This is a genomic window from Listeria sp. ILCC796 (assembly GCF_900186175.1).
In the GTDB taxonomy this organism is placed as follows: domain Bacteria; phylum Bacillota; class Bacilli; order Lactobacillales; family Listeriaceae; genus Listeria; species Listeria goaensis.
On record NZ_FYBV01000003.1, the window covers coordinates 101,566 to 118,536 of the forward strand.

The 16,971-nt window shown below is 40.7% G+C and carries 18 protein-coding genes; 15 read left to right on the top strand and 3 right to left on the bottom strand.

Going from position 1 to position 16,971, the window contains the following annotated elements; translation table 11 throughout:
• Positions 1–138 precede the first annotated feature (138 nt).
• From CFS04_RS05125 to CFS04_RS05155, 7 genes are all read left to right on the top strand, one after another.
• Positions 139–1,581 (top strand): lipopolysaccharide assembly protein LapB, encoded by a 1,443-nt coding sequence (locus CFS04_RS05125; protein WP_088809552.1) that lies wholly within the window; start codon positions 139–141, stop codon positions 1,579–1,581.
• 62 nt (positions 1,582–1,643) lie between these two features.
• A complete protein-coding gene (locus CFS04_RS05130) occupies positions 1,644–2,699 on the top strand; it encodes a CAP domain-containing protein (protein ID WP_088809553.1) in 1,056 nt (351 codons plus the stop codon).
• Positions 2,700–2,760: 61 nt separating this feature from the next.
• The gene (locus CFS04_RS05135) at positions 2,761–3,204 is read left to right on the top strand and encodes a YlbF family regulator (protein WP_088809554.1); all 444 of its coding nucleotides are present in this window, start codon (positions 2,761–2,763) and stop codon (positions 3,202–3,204) included.
• Between the two features lie 28 nt (positions 3,205–3,232).
• Positions 3,233–3,514: a YlbG family protein gene (locus tag CFS04_RS05140; RefSeq protein WP_088809555.1), complete on the top strand. Its 282-nt coding sequence runs from the start codon at positions 3,233–3,235 to the stop codon at positions 3,512–3,514.
• A complete protein-coding gene (rsmD, locus tag CFS04_RS05145; RefSeq protein WP_369821462.1) occupies positions 3,515–4,135 on the top strand; it encodes a 16S rRNA (guanine(966)-N(2))-methyltransferase RsmD in 621 nt (206 codons plus the stop codon).
• A gap of 5 nt (positions 4,136–4,140) precedes the next feature.
• Complete coding sequence (gene coaD, locus CFS04_RS05150; RefSeq protein ID WP_088809557.1) at positions 4,141–4,626, top strand: pantetheine-phosphate adenylyltransferase; 486 nt, start codon at positions 4,141–4,143, stop codon at positions 4,624–4,626.
• A gap of 15 nt (positions 4,627–4,641) precedes the next feature.
• On the top strand, positions 4,642–5,682 hold the full coding sequence (locus tag CFS04_RS05155; protein WP_088809558.1) for a SepM family pheromone-processing serine protease: 1,041 nt from the start codon (positions 4,642–4,644) through the stop codon (positions 5,680–5,682).
• A 101-nt stretch (positions 5,683–5,783) separates the two neighbouring features.
• On the opposite strand, the gene CFS04_RS05160 is transcribed toward CFS04_RS05155, so the two are convergent.
• Positions 5,784–7,181 (bottom strand): immunoglobulin-like domain-containing protein, encoded by a 1,398-nt coding sequence (locus tag CFS04_RS05160; protein WP_088809559.1) that lies wholly within the window; start codon positions 7,179–7,181, stop codon positions 5,784–5,786.
• 268 nt (positions 7,182–7,449) lie between these two features.
• Between CFS04_RS05160 and CFS04_RS05165 the strand changes: the two genes are divergently transcribed.
• On the top strand, positions 7,450–8,853 hold the full coding sequence (locus CFS04_RS05165; protein ID WP_088809560.1) for a glycosyl hydrolase family 28-related protein: 1,404 nt from the start codon (positions 7,450–7,452) through the stop codon (positions 8,851–8,853).
• Here CFS04_RS05165 and CFS04_RS05170 read toward each other — a convergent pair.
• Entirely contained in the window at positions 8,827–9,987 is a 1,161-nt protein-coding gene (locus CFS04_RS05170; protein ID WP_088809561.1) for a nucleotidyltransferase, read from the bottom strand. The two genes, CFS04_RS05165 and CFS04_RS05170, sit on opposite strands and share 27 nt — an antisense overlap.
• A gap of 137 nt (positions 9,988–10,124) precedes the next feature.
• Here CFS04_RS05170 and CFS04_RS05175 point away from each other — a divergent pair, with 137 nt between their 5' ends.
• The 4 genes from CFS04_RS05175 (at position 10,125) to CFS04_RS05190 (ending at position 12,311) form a co-directional block, all read left to right on the top strand.
• Positions 10,125–10,658: a DUF177 domain-containing protein gene (locus tag CFS04_RS05175; RefSeq protein WP_088809562.1), complete on the top strand. Its 534-nt coding sequence runs from the start codon at positions 10,125–10,127 to the stop codon at positions 10,656–10,658.
• A gap of 71 nt (positions 10,659–10,729) precedes the next feature.
• Complete coding sequence (gene rpmF / locus CFS04_RS05180; protein WP_088809563.1) at positions 10,730–10,903, top strand: 50S ribosomal protein L32; 174 nt, start codon at positions 10,730–10,732, stop codon at positions 10,901–10,903.
• A gap of 144 nt (positions 10,904–11,047) precedes the next feature.
• Entirely contained in the window at positions 11,048–11,929 is an 882-nt protein-coding gene (locus CFS04_RS05185; RefSeq protein WP_088809564.1) for a 2-dehydropantoate 2-reductase, read from the top strand.
• Positions 11,922–12,311, top strand: coding sequence for a DUF3397 domain-containing protein (locus CFS04_RS05190; protein WP_088809565.1), 390 nt, complete (start codon positions 11,922–11,924; stop codon positions 12,309–12,311). Before CFS04_RS05185 ends, CFS04_RS05190 begins: the two co-directional genes overlap by 8 nt.
• Here CFS04_RS05190 and CFS04_RS05195 read toward each other — a convergent pair.
• Positions 12,300–14,018 carry an ABC transporter substrate-binding protein gene (locus CFS04_RS05195; protein ID WP_088809566.1) on the bottom strand — a complete coding sequence of 573 codons (1,719 nt, stop codon included), beginning with the start codon at positions 14,016–14,018 and terminating at the stop codon, positions 12,300–12,302. The two genes, CFS04_RS05190 and CFS04_RS05195, sit on opposite strands and share 12 nt — an antisense overlap.
• 126 nt (positions 14,019–14,144) lie before the next feature.
• Between CFS04_RS05195 and CFS04_RS05200 the strand changes: the two genes are divergently transcribed.
• From CFS04_RS05200 to rsmH, 3 genes are all read left to right on the top strand, one after another.
• Positions 14,145–15,416, top strand: coding sequence for an MFS transporter (locus CFS04_RS05200; protein WP_088809567.1), 1,272 nt, complete (start codon positions 14,145–14,147; stop codon positions 15,414–15,416).
• A 178-nt stretch (positions 15,417–15,594) separates the two neighbouring features.
• Positions 15,595–16,026: a division/cell wall cluster transcriptional repressor MraZ gene (mraZ, locus tag CFS04_RS05205; protein ID WP_088809568.1), complete on the top strand. Its 432-nt coding sequence runs from the start codon at positions 15,595–15,597 to the stop codon at positions 16,024–16,026.
• Positions 16,027–16,038: 12 nt separating this feature from the next.
• Complete coding sequence (rsmH, locus tag CFS04_RS05210) at positions 16,039–16,971, top strand: 16S rRNA (cytosine(1402)-N(4))-methyltransferase RsmH (protein WP_088809569.1); 933 nt, start codon at positions 16,039–16,041, stop codon at positions 16,969–16,971.

Consider the following 16,971-nt stretch of genomic DNA (forward strand, 5'->3'; position numbering starts at 1 on the left):
GTTTAGAGGTTTTCTACAAGCTGAAGTCCGATTTTAATCGGGCTTTTTTCTTTAAAAAATCTTTGAATTTTCCTTATCGTTTTTTCCATTTCAGGTGATATAGTCAAGGGGAGAACGAAGAAATCGGAGTTGATTGTTATGAAAATAGCAAGTTTTGAGCGAATGACACAACTGCTTATCAGTGGAAAAGAACAAGAGGCTGAAAAAGAAAGCCAAAATATGATTACCGAGAATCCTTCGCATTACGCGGGTTACCTTTGCCTTGCTTATGTTTATGCAGAAACGAATCAAAATCTCGATTTAGCAACAAATTATATTGAACAAGCTTTATCATATAACCAAAATATTGTTGAAAATTACGTCGTCGGCATTGCCATCTACGAACAGTTACATAAACCAAAACGCGTCACAGAGCTCGCTCGCTTCGGTCTAACGCTTGATCACTCGCAAGCGAAATTTTACGAAGCTTTGGCAGAAAATGGGAGTGGAGGATTGGTAGAAAAAATCGCTTTGTACGAGAAAGCCCTATTTTATGCGCCCAACAATACGAGCTATATGGGCATTTTAAGCGAGGCTATTTTCAACCAAAATCCACGAAATCTGCGTGCGCTTGAGCTGGAAAACTTAGCTTTTGCGACAAAACCAGATGACATAGACAATTTAAATCGCTTTGCTAAAATGAATTATGCGCGCGGTGATTTTAAAAAGGCGCTTCAATACTCGGAGCGTGCTTTGTGTCTTGCGCCAGACAGAGAAGATTCGCGTGAGCTTTATGAGGAAGTGGAGCTTGCGCAAAATCCGTTTTTTGGCACGTATGAAAAAGTACGTCTATATACGCATCGTGTGCCAATTAGTGTTACTATACTCATTGTGTTAGCCTATGTGCTTCTTTTCATGTGGGCATTAAATTCAGTAGGCTATCTTGCGGTTGTCATGTGGATTATTCCGCTAGGGATTTTAATTGTCGCGATTTTAGTGCAAACTGGCACCCGGCAAAAGGAAACGATGCAAGCGAAGCAAAACCGGTATGTGCGCTTACCAATTGCGATTATCGCACTGATAATCCTGTTTATTCCGGCGGGGATTCAAGTTGTACATTTGGCGCTTGATGCGGTGAAACAGGAAGTGGCTGTGCCAAAAAGGCAAATGATGGTGCAGTCGCATGCGGAAAAAAAGATGCGCGTTGCGAATACGTCTGAAAATGCCACTTTTAGCGCGGATTATGACCGTGTGTTAGCTCTTCGGAAATTGCTTGAAAACGGAAAACAAAATGATGTTGAGCTTCTGGAATATGTCGCACGTTCGTATTTACCAACATTTAAACAGAAAATAGCAGATGCTAAAAATTATCATGCGTTTATGAATTTTAAGTTTTACCAAATGTTTGCACTGGACGGAGCGGAAAAAGCCTATTTGACGCAGGAAAATAATCAATTTGATGTCATTGTGCTTATGGAAGACGGAAAAATTAGCCATGTCTATGGTGATTCTTGGACGACCGATAAAAAAGAAAAGCTTGCAATGGAAGGTATGATGCCGCATATCGTGGCGGACGGTAAATATACGGAAATTTATGAGTGAAGGCTAGTATTTAACTCGAAAAACGGCTACAATAGAGAAAAGGTTATTCGGGAGGCTAAAGTGTGAAATTTATTTTAAGAGTGATTGTGCTTCTTGTTATCAGCCTCTTTATTTTCTATAACACAGATTTATTTTTTCAAGCACCGACGGAAAAAAATGAGGCTTCTGAAAAAGTGAAGCAAGGAACAATCCTTCCTGAAGATAAAAAAACGAATGAATCGACTGAGGACATAGCGAATACGGACAGTATGGCAAGTTTTGTCAATCAAGACGTCAGTCAATTAAAAGAAAAATTTGGCGATCCCATTCGAGTTGATAAGACGCCATATGGCTTTGAATATTATGTCTACAACCAACCGAATACAAGCTACATGTTGGTTGGCGTTTTAAATAATAAAGTGCAGACCATTTACGCGCTAGGTCAAGACTTAAATTTAACCCCATATAAAATTGGTATGTCTGTTGAAAAAGTATTTACAAATGCGAAATTGCAATCTGAAATCGCGTTTAATTATGAAAATAATTTTTATCGTTTTGAGCTATCCGAGAACGATTTAAACATGCGCCCAGTTGCCAATTTAGGCAGTGGTGTTTATGCCCAACTAAATTTCGACAAGGTAGACGGGAAGCTCGTGAGCGTGCGCTATTTGAACAAACTTTCCTTCATAAAAATGCATCCTTACGAGCTTAACTATCAAGGTGATATTTACGAGGAAGATGTTTCGGCGGCTTTATGGAGCGAAATTGATAAAGCGAGCGATATGCAAGTGCTCGAAATTACAAATGTGCTTCGTGAACGTTACGGGGCGGAACCTGTGGCGCTCGATCCAGATGTTGCGCGCGTAGCTTACGGTCATAGTGTGGACATGGCGAACAATAATTATTTTGATCACGACTCACCAACTGTCGGAACACTTTCTGACCGCTTAGCAAAGGGCATGGTGAAGTACACGAAGGCGGGCGAAAACATTGCATATAACTATTTAGATGCGGGCGCAACGGTTGAAGGCTGGTTAAATTCGCCAGGGCATCGCAAAAATCTGCTCGATAAAAGTTTTACGTATATGGGAGAGGGCACTTTCCAAAAATATTATACGCAAAATTTCATTACAAAATAAAAGACGAATTTTAGCTCTACGTGTTATAATGAAATATCGATGAAACTAAGGGGGAATAAGTTTGTTTGCAACAATGGAAAGTTTAGCGCTTCTTGACTTGTCGGATGAACTATCTGCCATGATTTTAGAGTCAGAAGAAAGACAAGCGTATGTTGAGAAAAAGAGTGCGCTAGAAAATGCGGAAACGCAAAATAAAATTAAAGCTTTTACGAAAATTAAAACGCAGTTTGAAGAAGTGGAACGCTTTGGTCGGTATCATCCCGATTATAAAGAAGTGACACGGAAAACGCGTGCTTTAAAACGTGAATTAGACATGGATGCGCATATTGCGGCTTTTCGGCAAGCGGAGATGGATTTTCAGTCACTGCTCGATGAAATCAGTCTGATGCTAGCAAATGCCGTATCCAGTCATATAAAGGTTCCAACTGGGAATCCGTTTTTTGAACAAAAATCTGCATGCAGTTCAGGTTGTGGTAGCGGCGGGAGTTGTAGTTGTTCAGCCTAGGACTTTGCGTGCTAAAGGGGCAATAGAGATGGAAAATGATAGACAAGCGATTATTGTTTGGATGAATCATTTGAAGCAAGTGCGTTCGCTCAAACGTTTTGGAAATGTTCATTATGTTTCACGAAAACTTAAATATGCGGTATTATATTGCAACATGAATGAACTAGAAGAAATTTCCACGAAAATAGCGCGTTTTAATTATGTGAAGCGTGTCGAGCCTTCTTTTCGGCCGTTTTTGAAAACGGAATATGAATCGAAGAAAGAAATGATGTATGAACGCAAAAATGAAGATGTTCAAATCAGTATTTAAATGCGAGGCAGTGCTCAAAACGGGCACTGCCTCAAGTGTCAAATCGAAGCGAAAAGGATGTTTAACATGAGAGTTATTGCGGGAAGTAAGAAAGGGCACGCGCTAAAAGCCGTTCCAGGGAAAACGACGCGCCCGACGACAGATAAAATTAAAGAGTCACTTTTTTCGATTATTGGTCCTTTTTTTGATGGGGAAAAAGTATTGGATTTATTCGCGGGAAGTGGCGGTCTTGGCATTGAGGCGCTAAGTCGTGGCGCAGGCGAAGCCGTCTTTATTGATCAGGCGTCTCTCGCGGTTAAGACGGTGAAGGAAAATTTGACGGCGTGCCGTTTGGAAAATCAGGCGGTCGTTTATCGGAACGATGCAATGCGCGCACTTAAAATTTTCCAAAAAAATGAAGAAGTGTTTGATTTGGTGTTTTTAGATCCACCCTATAAAAAGCAGCAGCTTGCGAAAATTTTGACCTTTTTGGACGAAGCAAATTTAGTGTCTGATGGCGCGCTTGTTGTTTGTGAGTATGAGAAAGATGATGCTTTGCCGGATGCGATTGGTCGTTTTACGAAGACACGCGAGGTGAATTATGGCATTACGGTGCTATCCATTTTTAAATTTGAGGAGTGAGCGCATTGAAAGAAAAAATTGCAGTTTGTCCGGGAACGTTTGATCCGATTACGAATGGTCATTTAGATATTATTGAACGCGCGGCGAAAACTTTTGATGTGATTTTTATTTCGGTTTTAAAAAATGCGAACAAAAAACCGCTATTTAGTTTGGAGGAACGAATTCAGCTAATCGAGGACGCAACAAACCATTTGCCTAACGTCCGCGTGGAAAGTTCAGAAGGCCTCCTTGTTGATTATGCGCGCAAAAAACGGGCAACAGTCGTGATTCGCGGTTTGCGAGCTGTGACGGATTTTGAATACGAGCTGCAAATTGCGGCAATGAACCGAACGCTTGATGCGGAATTGGAAACTTTTTTTGTGATGACCAATCCAAAATATTCGTTCTTGAGTTCTAGCATGATTCGCGAAGTGGCGAGTTATAATGGTGATGTTGGAAATTTAGTGCCGCCTAATGTGAACGAGGCGCTACTTGCTAAATATAAAAAATAGAGGTGTAGTAATCAGATGCGAACGCAATGGAAAAAAATAGTTGCTATTGTCATTTTAGTGGTTGTAATTGCGGGCTTTTTCATTCCAATGCCCTATTACATTACAAAACCCGGTTCGACGGAAAAACTTGAGCCGCTTGTTGAAATTGCAGGGCATGAAAGTGAATTGAAAGGTTCGTTAAGTCTTGTGACCATTGCGATGGCCAATGCGAACATTTATACATACGGATTGGCTAAACTTTTGCCTTATCAGGAAATCGAAAAGGAAAGCGATGTTCGCTATGAAAACGAAACGGATGAAGAATATAACGTCCGTCAAATGTACATGATGAATGAATCGAAAAACAACGCGATTCAAGTAGCCTATAAAGCGGCGCATCAAAAGGTGACAGTGGAATACGACGGGATTTATGTTTTGAGCGTACTGGAAAATGTACCGGCCGCAAAGTATCTACACGCAGGTGATTTAATCACAAAAATTGATGGCCATGCTTTTGATTCTAGCGCGGAGTTTATTAAATATGTGAAGAGCAAAAAAGCTGGGGACGTTGTGAAAATTGATTATGTGCATAAGAAAAAAGCGGAGTCGGCGGAAATTGAGCTGACAACGATTGATGATAAGGGCACAGTTGGCATCGGGATTACGCTCGTTGATGATGAAAAAGTGACGACGGATCCAGCGGTGAAAATTAATTCGGAACAAATTGGTGGTCCGTCTGCGGGATTAATGTTTAGTTTAGAAATTTACAGTCGTTTTCAAGAGGCTGATTTAACAAAAGGCTATCAAATTGCTGGGACTGGAACAATCGATCCAGCTGGCAATGTCGGGCGTATTGGTGGCATTAATCAAAAAGTTGTGGCGGCAGATAAAAGCGGTGCAGAAATTTTCTTTGCTCCAAATGATGAGATTACGGCTGAAATGAAGAAAAAGGATGCCTCGCTAAAATCCAATTATGCAGAAGCGGTTGAAACGGCGAAAGACATTGATACAGATATGAAAATTGTGCCTGTTAAGACGTTTCAGGACGCGGTGGATTATTTGATGGATTTAAAGTAAGGAATAAAAGCTTACCTCACTCGAATTTGATCAGGCTCTAATATGTTAAGAAACAATAAGCGCTAGGAGGTCGAACGTTGACCTTTAGCGCTTATTGTTATTTATTTTGCTATTTTGACTGGAGTTTCTGCTATAACATTTCCCTCATGGCTGTAGCTTAGAAGACTCACTTGATCAGTTACAGTCGATACGCGGCTCTTTGCATAGTATCGGAAATCTGTTGTATTCATGACACCTACTCTACTTAAAATGGTTCCATTCACTTTTAACGCTACATATTTTATGTTTCCTGTGTAAGTCCCTTTCACATAACTATCCTGGTTCAGGACAAACTCATCTGGATTCAAAATTGCACTTTGATTGACTGTTACACGTTCTTGATTTATAACTATACCTGCTGAATTATAAGCTTTTATGCTTACAGTATCTGAAAGGCTAATTTTCCCCTTTGCATAGTATTGCCAATTCGAAGCATCTAAAACGCGTACTCTACTATACTCAGTTCCATTTACTACTAATGAAATATATTTTACATCTCCCTCAAAAGTGCCTCTTACATAGGAGTCAGTTGAGAGTGTATAAGGTGTGACATTCAGTTCATTCTTATGCTGAATAAAAGCCCCTTGTGCCACAACTGTACTGGCATTTGTTGTTTGTCCGCTAGCTGTCGCTGTTACAATGGTACCAGCTTCTAGTTGAGGGATTGTGATACTATAATGACCACTTGAACTCACTTGCCCCACTCCAATTCTTGTTGCGCCAGTTTTAATTAGTAAAGAAGCATTTGGCTCAGCAGTTCCTTCAACTTTCGTAGAGTCTGTAGTTAATGGGTTGATAGTTGTTGGGGCAATATTGCCTTGTGCGACAACTGCGCTGGCACTTGTTGTTTGTCCGCTAGCTGTCGCGGTTGCTGTTACAATGGTACCAGCTTCTAGTTGAGGGATTGTGATACTATAATGACCACTTGAACTCACTTGCCCCACTCCAATTCTTGTTGCGCCAGTTTTAATTAGTAAAGAGGCATTTGGCTCAGCAGTTCCTTCAACTTTCGTAGAGTCTGTAGTTAACGGGTTGATAGTTGTTGGGGCAATATTGCCTTGTGCGACAACTGTACTGGCACTTGTTGTTTTTCCATTTAAAGATGCTGTTGCTACTATAAGCGTACCAGCAGCTTGCCTAGGAATCGAAAAACTGTATCTTCCATTTGAGTCTGCTTTCCCGGTTGCAAGTATTATTCCATTCAAACTTATTGAAATAACAGCATTTGGTTCAGCTGTTCCTTGAACTGTTATAGATTCGGATGTCAGAGAATTAATGCTGATTGGCGTGAGAATATATTGGTTTGTGGTTGAATTTTTTAGACTGCTTTTTTTTGTTTCAACACTAGATGCACTCACTTTGTCGTTACCTAACAGTGGGGAAAACATGGTTGAAATGATAAGTCCTCCTGTTAAAATACTAACTGCTGATTTTCTTAATTGTTCTTTTTTTATGTACATGCTAAACTCTCCTTTTTTAAGTAATAATCTGTACTACATAACGAAAAATCAGAAAAAAATCTTTATTTATTCTCCAAATCAAATCCACCTCCTTGTCAATCATACATTGTCATGGTAACATTTCAGGAAAAAATTCAGAGGCTATTAAAATCAAATTTCTATCAATTTTTTTGTAAATTTTGTGACATTTTTCTTATATTCGAAGTTCTTGTTTTTTTGTTTGAAATTCGGGAAATTACTAGGTAAGAACAAGAAATAGGTGGGGACGATGAAATTTAAGAATGATACGAAAAATAAAATTGGTCACTTCTTTCCGGCATACGTGGACGCGGAAGGACTTGATGCGGGAATTTTGGAGACGGAACGGGCTTTTTTAGCTTTGCCTTTTACACGGGAAATCGAAAAGGTGCGTACGTGGAAATGGCATACGACGGGAAAGCTTGATAATACGTTTATGCGACCGGCGCTGATTAAAAAACGGCCGCTACTTGAAGTGGACTGGCAGCCGCTTCTTTTTGCTGAACTAGGCAAGCTTCGAGGTGAAGCGGTTCAAGTTTCGGTATTGGATTTTGGTGCGGTAGCGGACGGAAAAACGGATTGTACGGGGGCATTTGTACGCGCGATGGGACAAGGCGGGCGAAGCGTTCGGATTCCAGAAGGGGAGTTTATCATAACTGGCCTTAAGGTGCCTTCTCATACGGAGCTGATTGGGGCGGGCTCGGGGAAAACAATTTTGCGGATGCATGATTTTGCTGCGAAATCGCGTCAGGGGATTCGAAATCGGAATCGCTTCACAGGGAACAAGAGCATTCGGCTAGAAGGCTTCACGCTCGATTGGCGCGCGGAGCGTTTTCCTGAAAAAGAAAAAAGTGCGGCTCGAGGAATTCGTTCGAGTGGGATTGCGTTTTGCAATGTGATGTTTGGGCTCGTGCGGGATGTTTGTGTGCAAAATCCGGGGCTGCACGGGATTGATGTGACATCTGCTTATTATAGTTATGGGGGTGACGGGACGACTTCGCGTTTTAGGAGTCGCTACGTGTGGATTGATGACGTGGAGGTTTATGGGTTTGGTGATGATGGTGTGACGACGCATCATAGTGATTATGTGTACATTACGCATTCTTATTTGCACAATCCGAGCGGTAGAGCGCACAAAAAAGGCGCCTCGAACTCGAATGGAATTGAAGTGGACGATGGTTCGCGGCATGTGGTGTTACACAATAATCGTACGGAAAATTGTTTTGGTGGCGTGGAAATTAAGGCGCATGAAACGAGCTCTGCGGCGTATGACACGCAAATTATTGGGCATTATTCGCGCGGGGATAACCGGGCATACAATTTTAGGCATATTGGGCACCACAAAGAAGGTGACGCGAATAGTTTGACGGCAATTGGCATTCGCGCCACCTTTTTAGTAGCAGAAGAGCCACGCAAGACGCCGCTTTATGCGGAAAGCCGTCCTCGGGCTCTAGTTGTTTCGGCGTATCAAAGAGTGGCGTTGAACTATGTTTGTACGGTAAGCGAAACCAAAGCGCCCGTTATCGCGGTTCAGTACCGCGCACGTGCTGTGGATCTTCAACATATCGCGCATTCAGGAGTAGCTCCGCGCATTAAAATTAGCCAAGATACACAGTCAGTTCGTGTTTCACCAGTAGATGAGCGGTCGCCTTGAAAAATCATTATCCGGCGCAACGAGGCTGCCTTCCATCAGACTGTAGAGCTTTGTCGCGCGAACATCGTAGGCAATAAGTTTTTCTTTTGCCTTTGAAACCGTCGTAACGAGCGGAAGTTCAAGGTCTTTTTTTACTTGGGATAAATAGGCCTGCCCAGTTTGGTTCATGCCTAGGAGGCGCAAGTAAGGCGACACCTCGTCTTGTTTTTCAAAGCGCATTAAAATTTGCATGGCCGTACGCTGAACACGTGCGCGGCTATAGCGTTTTGTTACGATTTCATTTAAGAAGGCTTCCGCCTCATCATGTCTGGCCGCTTTCACAAAGCGGTTTTCGATGCCTTCTGTAACGCTATTAATTTTCGAAAGTGTCCCCGGATCGTCCGTTATAAGACGGTAACGCAAAAGCGGATACAGCTCGGCAAATGTCATCAAATTTGCTGAACTCCCAATGATTTCCCAGTAAACAAACGGAGGAATGTATTTTTTTACCTCGTTAAAGTGTCCTTGTAAAAGCATATTGCGAACAGCGGTTGCGCTTGTGACAGCTGGTCTTGCGGGCGCTAATTCCGCGTAATTTGTTGTGCGCGTTAAAGTTTGAATGTTTAGCGGGCGATTCATTTTTTCATTGGCTAGCGCATAATGGAAGCCAAGGATATTATTTGGCAGTGTCACATCAAGTCGGTCCCCAATTTGTTCATGGAGAGCTTCTGTTAGTGCCGCACCGTAACTTAATGTCTTATCGCTTAATTTTTCTTTTATAAGCGCATCAAATGATTCTTGATTGGCTAGTTTTGCCGCCTCAACAAAGGCTTCGCTATCCCCATTTTCACTTCCAAAAAAAATGGTTTCAGCCTTTAAATCTGCAAGTATTCGCACGGCTTCAGTTGCGAAAATATCAGCTTGCTGCATGACAAACCTAACAGGCAGTTCAAAGACGAGGTCAGCCCCGCCAAGAATCGCCATTTTTGTTCGAGTCCACTTATCAAGCATAGCAGGTTCCCCCCGCTGAACAAAAGAGCCACTCATAACTGCGATAATACAGTCCGCCTTAGTTTGTTTTCTAGCTTTATTCACATGATAGAGATGTCCGTTATGAAATGGATTATATTCAACCACAATTCCCGTAGCACGCATGAAAATCACCTATTCCTTTTTTCTTTTTATTTTAGCACAAATTTGCGTGATGTGGTGCCGTTTCTTTTCCTAAAAAGGATTGACAAACCCGCCTAGAAAAGCTATAATGATTTTTGTTGCGCCCGAGGTGATTAATGATGAAATGGTCTTTAAGTCAACTAAAAAAATATCGCGATGGCGAGTTTGAAATTAATGAAACGATCGACTTAACCGAGTTTTTAAAAGAAAATAATCATGACGTCAGAGAGGCTTCGCCTGTTCACGTTACCGGAACATTCGAAATGAAGCGCGACGAAGTAATTGCTCATTTGACAATTGCTGGCGAGTGGACGTTGCCGTGTGCAAGGACGCTTACAGACGTTTTTTATCCGTATGAAATTAAAGCGGTGGAAACCTTTGTTAAAAATCGTGACCAAGTTCATGATGAATCTTGGCATGTAATGGAACAAGATACGGTAGATTTAGTTCCTGTTGTGAGCGAACTTCTGCTAGTTGAAATTCCCATGCAAGTTTTTAGTGAAGAAGCGGCTGATGTAGACGCACTTCCTAAAGGTCGTGACTGGGAACTTCAAACAGAAGAAAAATTTGCTTCTGAAAAAGCAAAAAACGAACCGAAAGTGGATCCTCGTCTTGCTGGACTAGCCGACTTTTTTAACGAAAAAGAAGATTAGTTTCAGTAAAGCTGGAATATATCTAAGGGAAACCTTAAGAATAGTTTTAATCTCTAAGGAGGTGTATGGAAATGGCAGTACCTTTTAGAAGAACTTCTAAAACAAAAAAACGCAAACGTCGCACGCATTTCAAATTACAAGTACCTGGTATGAACGAATGTTCAAACTGTGGTGAAATGAAACTTTCTCACCGTGTATGCCCTGAATGTGGTCATTACGATGGTAAAGACGTGGTAAATAGCTAATTCTAACAAGTGAGACGTACACTTGTTCACTAAAAAAACGACAAGATGCCATGGATCTTGTCGTTTTTTTGCATACATAAATAACAAAATAGTGTAAAATATGAGATGTAGTGCGTTTTCTATATTAAAAAAGTAGGTGAGAAGATGAAGCCGAGTATTGGAATAATTGGAGCAGGTGCGATGGGGCTGCTTTATGCTGCTCATCTTGCTAAATATGCGCACGTAACACTTTATGTAAGGCGCGAGGAACAGCTGGAAAGTTTGAATAAGAACGGTTTGCATTTTAACGGAGAAACTCTGCCTGTTCAGGCGACCAAGGGCATTTCTTTTGAAAAAATGAAACAGCATGGCATTATTTTAATTGCCGTGAAAAGTTATGAACTTGAACATATTTGGACAGATTTAAATAAAATTCCGTCAGAAATTCCGCTTTTGTTCATTCAAAATGGTATTGCGCACTTGAAATTCATTTTAGACCTCACGGCGACAAATATTTGGGCGGCCACGACGACCTACGGAGCGAAGCGCCTGAATGACTTTTCTGTTGAACAAAAAGGCAAAGGGAAAACAATTTTCGGCGTACTAAAAGGGAGTGTCGCTACAGAAAAATTGAATTTCTTACAACAATTGGCCGATTTTTCCTTCGAATTTTCAAATGACATCAAAAAAGCGATGTACGAGAAACTCCTAATTAATGCAGCAGTGAACCCGCTTACCGCGGTTTTAGGAGCCAAAAATGGCGATTTAATCCAAAACGAAAACTGGCGCGAGTTACTTCACGAAATCGTCGAAGAAGTGAACCGCGCGCTACAAATTGATGATGCCATACAGAAAGTGGAGCAGGTGTTAATCGCGACAAAAGAAAATCTATCTTCCATGGCAACCGACGTAAAATTGAATCGCCGCACAGAAATCGATAGCATTTTACTTCCCGTGATCCGGTTGTTAGAAGAGGGCAATTACCCTGCAACTCGTCTAGACACCCTATATAAACTAATAAAAGGAAAGGAGCAACAATATGTTTAATTGGCTAACCGACACGACTTTTGTTTTAATCGTGCTACCCGTAATCGTTTTTTTAATCGTATTTTGGACAGTTCGCTTTTTACTTAAACAACCACGTCGCGCGTTAAAACTCGCAGCCGATTTTACAACTCTTTTCCTTATTATTGCTGTTCACTTATTCATGAAACTGCTATTTAATCATTCTTTCCTACTATACATATTCCTTTTCTTATTCATCATTGGGATCGTTATCATCGCGCTGTTTGCTAAACGTGATGGAGAAATTCATGTTTATCGAACAATTCGTATTTATTGGCGCATTTGCTTCTTTGTTTTCAGCTTGCTTTATATCGCATTGTTCCTTACGGGTCTTGTAATGAGCGTCGTTTACCTACTCGGATAAAGGCACCCAAACTTTAGAAAGACTGAAATAACCATAAATCATGTCCTCTACGCCGCGAATATGGCTGTCAATGTTATGTGTTTTATCGCCGTAAGCCACATAAAATAAGAAAAAATTTTCCGTAAGCCATGTGTCAAGCGACATGCGGCTTTTTTCTCGCTCTAAAAAAGTCTCACCAAACTTCATATCTTCCAAAAAAGGAGCTACAGTAGCTAAGATTTTTTCACTTAAAAACCTTTTTGGGAATAAATGAGGGTTAGTGAAGAACTCCATGTAGCCAAGTTCCATATCAGCGCCTGGTTCATCCTCCAGCCAAATAAAATCTAATTTTTGAAAACTTGTGTCATAATAATCAGTCGCCAAATTGATGGGCACCCATTCCATTTGAAGGCCAAACGCCAAAGCCTGTTGCCTGAAAATTTCAGCGTTTTGTTTAATAATGGGGCGGTCAAAAATCCCTAAATAAATGATGCGCCCGTCATAACCCGACTTTTCTAGCAAAGAGGGAATTTGTTTTGCGTCTTTCCGAATACCAGGATTCCTTCCCGATTTAAAATAACTCGCCGCCTGCCGCTCTTTAGAAACTCCAATTAATTGTCCATCAAACAAATGATAAATCGCTTCGCGAAACGCTTTATTTTGAATAAGCGAATCTTGTTTTTGGAAATTAAAACAAACCGCCGAAACACCAGAAGACTGACTAGCCGTTTTAACGTAATGCTCATCCGATTTTTCCAAACCATAGGAAAAGCGCACATCATTTAATTTTTCAGCACCTTCAATATACCAAAACTCAATTTTATCTAGCAAAGCCCGCGGCATGAAATAGCCATCAAACGCTTCCAACGTAATTTTATTCCCAGAACGTTCGCTCAGGCGAAAAGGCCCTGTCGAAATCCATTTCATTTCATCAAAAATCGTATTTTTAGGCAAAATGGGAACATTAATAGACGTTAAATAACGAATAAAGAAAGGATCTGGCTTAACCAAATGAATCCGCAAAATGTAAGTAGAAACAAGCTCAATATGCCGGATATCCTTCAAAAAATGTGCCACTACAGAATCCGCCTCCTTTGCGCGGTAAAGCGAATAGGTGACATCTTCACTAGTTAAATAACGTCCATTATGAAAAGACACCCCTTTACGTAAATAAAAAGTCCAGCTTGTTTTAGTCGCGTTAGAAGAAAAATGGTGCGCAAGCCACGGTTCGATTTTTTGTGTTTCTCGATTAAAGATGACCAATGTGTCGCTTAAATGTTTCAGCAGGAAAGACTCAATGGAAGTGGACACCCGTTTAGGCTCTAATGTACTAATCTTGCGTCGCATCATCATTCGGAGAACGTCCGTATTCCCCTCGTGAAGTTGCGTATTAAATAATTGGCGAAACTCTTCTGTTATAAAGGAAAGAATATGAGGCGGCAAATCACTTTCTAGAAAAGTTGCAATGCAAGAAAGTCGTTCTTCTTTTGTTTTTCCTCCCAAAAAAGAGGTGATATCTTCTAAAAAAGATTGTGTGAAAGTTATGGAAGATAAATGCCCACGACCGCGGCCGGGAGAATAATAAAGTAGATTTTGAGTGGCGTAAGCTTGGATTTTTCGTTTCGCATTTTTGGGCGAGCAGTACCAAAGATTGGCGATTTCAGCCAGTTTGAAAGAACAGCTATGATTTTCTAAATAATTCCGCAATTTAAAATAGTCAAAATCCATATTAAAAACCTCCACCTGTTAAAAGGGGACAAAAAAATCAATTAACGTCCCTTTTTATAAATTTATTTCTACTTTATAATAACAGAAGTAACGTATCAAAAGAAATTTTATACGGAGGGGATATTCATGTTTCGTGCGCTTCACCCAAATATTCGCATGCGAATAGTGATTAACTTTTTTAGTAAAATTATTGCTTCCATGATTTTCCCTTTTTTGGCCATTTACTTTACAGCGCATTTTAATCCTTCTGTAGCGGGCATTTTATTAATGCTTAACATTGCGATCCCGTTTGCAGTAGGCCTTTATGGTGGCCATTTAGCAGATGTATTGGGGCGCAGAAAACTAATGGTGACCGGAGAAGTGCTAAAAATGATTAGCTATCTGGGGCTAGTTTTGGTGAATTCCGCACTATTTAGCTCTCCATTACTCACATTTGTATTTTTATTGCTCATCGGAATTGCACAAGGAATCATTAATCCTGCAGCAGATGCAATGCTAATCGATGTCAGCACACCAGAATCCAGAAGTTTTATGTATTCCATTAGCTACTGGGCAAATAATCTGTCTTCTATGATTGGAATTATTATAGGTGGTTGGCTCTTTACAACACATTTTTTCGAACTTTTAATTGCGCTCTTTCTTATGTCGATACTAACAACGTGGTTAACGTTCCATTTTATTACAGAAACGCATAAGCAAGACTCAAGTAAAAGTTCAGGGACTGGCATAAAAGAAGTTTTTAACGCCTATTCCGACGTCGTTCGCGATAAAAGCTTTGTTTTGTTCACGATTTCTGGGATTTTTATCATGACAATTGAGTTTCAGCGTAACAATTTCATTTCTGTACGTCTTGCAGATGAATTTCAAAACCTTACGCTGCAAATGGGGCAGCTTTTGGCAATCCCAATTGATGGCGTGCGAATTTTAAGCTTGCTCACGGCGCTAAATACGTTGTGCATCGTATTGTTCACTGCGCCAGTCGCCAAGTGGCTAATACATCGCAAAAATGAACCGGTCATGTATGTTGGCTTTCTTCTATTCGCAGTAGGCTTTTCTTTTTCAGCCTTTTTATCAAACATGTGGTTGTTATTTTTCGCAACGCTTTTACTTTCTTTAGGGGAATTGCTCTATGTACCAACACGCCAAACCATTTTAGCAGCGATTATCAACGACAATAAACGAGGCGCTTATATGGCTTTTAATGGGATTATCTTTCAAGTCGGAAAACTATTTGGCGCCGCCAGTTTATTATTCGCTCCTTTAATAGGAAAATATGGAATGGGCGTTTTCATCATTGTTTGCGGCGCCTTGGCATGTATCTTCGGGCGTCTTGCACTCAGAAAAAAACAAGTTCTTCTTGCCGGAAATGAATCAGATTCTCTTGAAAGTGGGGATTAGTGGTTTTGTCCCCCACTTTCCCACCATTTTATAATCTTATGTAAAAATGGCTTTGTACCAATGATTTATCATCTCTTTTAAATGAAGAGATGAATTTTTTTTGTCTTTTTTTAGGTTTTGGGTGGTACAAAGTGGGGAGATGTGGTAAAGTTGTACGTAAGAAAGTGGGGGAAGTCTAATGTTCATGGGAGAATATCAACACAACATTGATATAAAGGGCCGTTTGATCGTGCCAGCGAAGTTCCGTGAACTACTCGGGGACAATTTTGTCATTACGCGCGGGCTAGATAAGTGCTTATTTGCCTATCCGCAAAACGAATGGTCAAAACTCGAGGAAAAACTTCAGACGCTTCCACTGACTAAAAAAGATGCTCGTTCTTTTACGCGTTTCTTCTTTTCAGGTGCTTCTGAGTGTGAGTTAGATAAACAAGGAAGAATTAATATTCCGCAAAATCTAGTCGGTTATGCGGGGCTTGAAAAAGAAACCGTTATTATCGGAGTTTCAAATCGTATTGAAATTTGGAGTAAGTCGGAATGGGATGCAGTTTTTGAGGAATCAGAAGAATCCTTCTCCGAAATTGCAGAAAATATGATTGGATTCGATATTTAAAGGGGGGCTACGATGTTTAAGCATGAAACGGTCTTACTACATGAAACTGTAGACATGTTAAATATAAAAAAAGATGGCATTTATGTGGATTGCACGCTAGGCGGTGCAGGTCATTCCGCATACTTGCTAAGCAAACTGGGAAAGCAAGGGCGTTTAGTGGCTTTTGACCAAGATGTTACGGCAATCGAAAACGCGAAAGTGAAATTACAAGATGAGCGAGTGCTCTTTATTAAATCTAATTTTCGTTTTATTAAAGAAGCGCTGTTAGAAAATGGCATTTCAAAGGTGGACGGTATTTTATATGATTTAGGTGTTTCATCACCGCAGCTTGACGTTCGTGAACGAGGTTTTAGCTATCATCAAGATGCTCCGCTAGATATGCGCATGGATCAATCACAAGAACTTACAGCGCAAATTGTTGTTAATGAATGGGCGTACGAAGATTTGGTGCGAATATTCTTTCGCTACGGGGAAGAAAAATTTTCAAAACAAATCGCACGTGAGATTGAGCGTCGTAGGGAAATGAAGAAGATTGAAACAACACAAGAGCTCGTTGATATTATTAAAGAAGCGATTCCAGCGCCGGCAAGACGCAAAGGGGGACACCCTGGTAAGCGAACTTTTCAGGCGATTCGAATTGCGGTGAACGATGAACTTGGTGCTGTCGAGGATTCATTACACGATGCGCTTACGCTTTTAAAACCGGGCGGTCGAATTAGTGTGATTACGTTTCATTCTTTAGAGGACCGCATCACGAAGCACATTTTCCAAGAAGTGACGAAGGGGCCGGAAATACCGAAAGGACTTCCTGTTATTCCGAAAGAATTTGAGCCAGACTTTAAGCTTGTGTCACGAAAACCCATTTTACCTAGTGAAGAAGAAGTTGAAGCAAATAATCGGGCGCGTTCAGCAAAACTGCGCGTTATTGAAAAAATTGAGAAATGA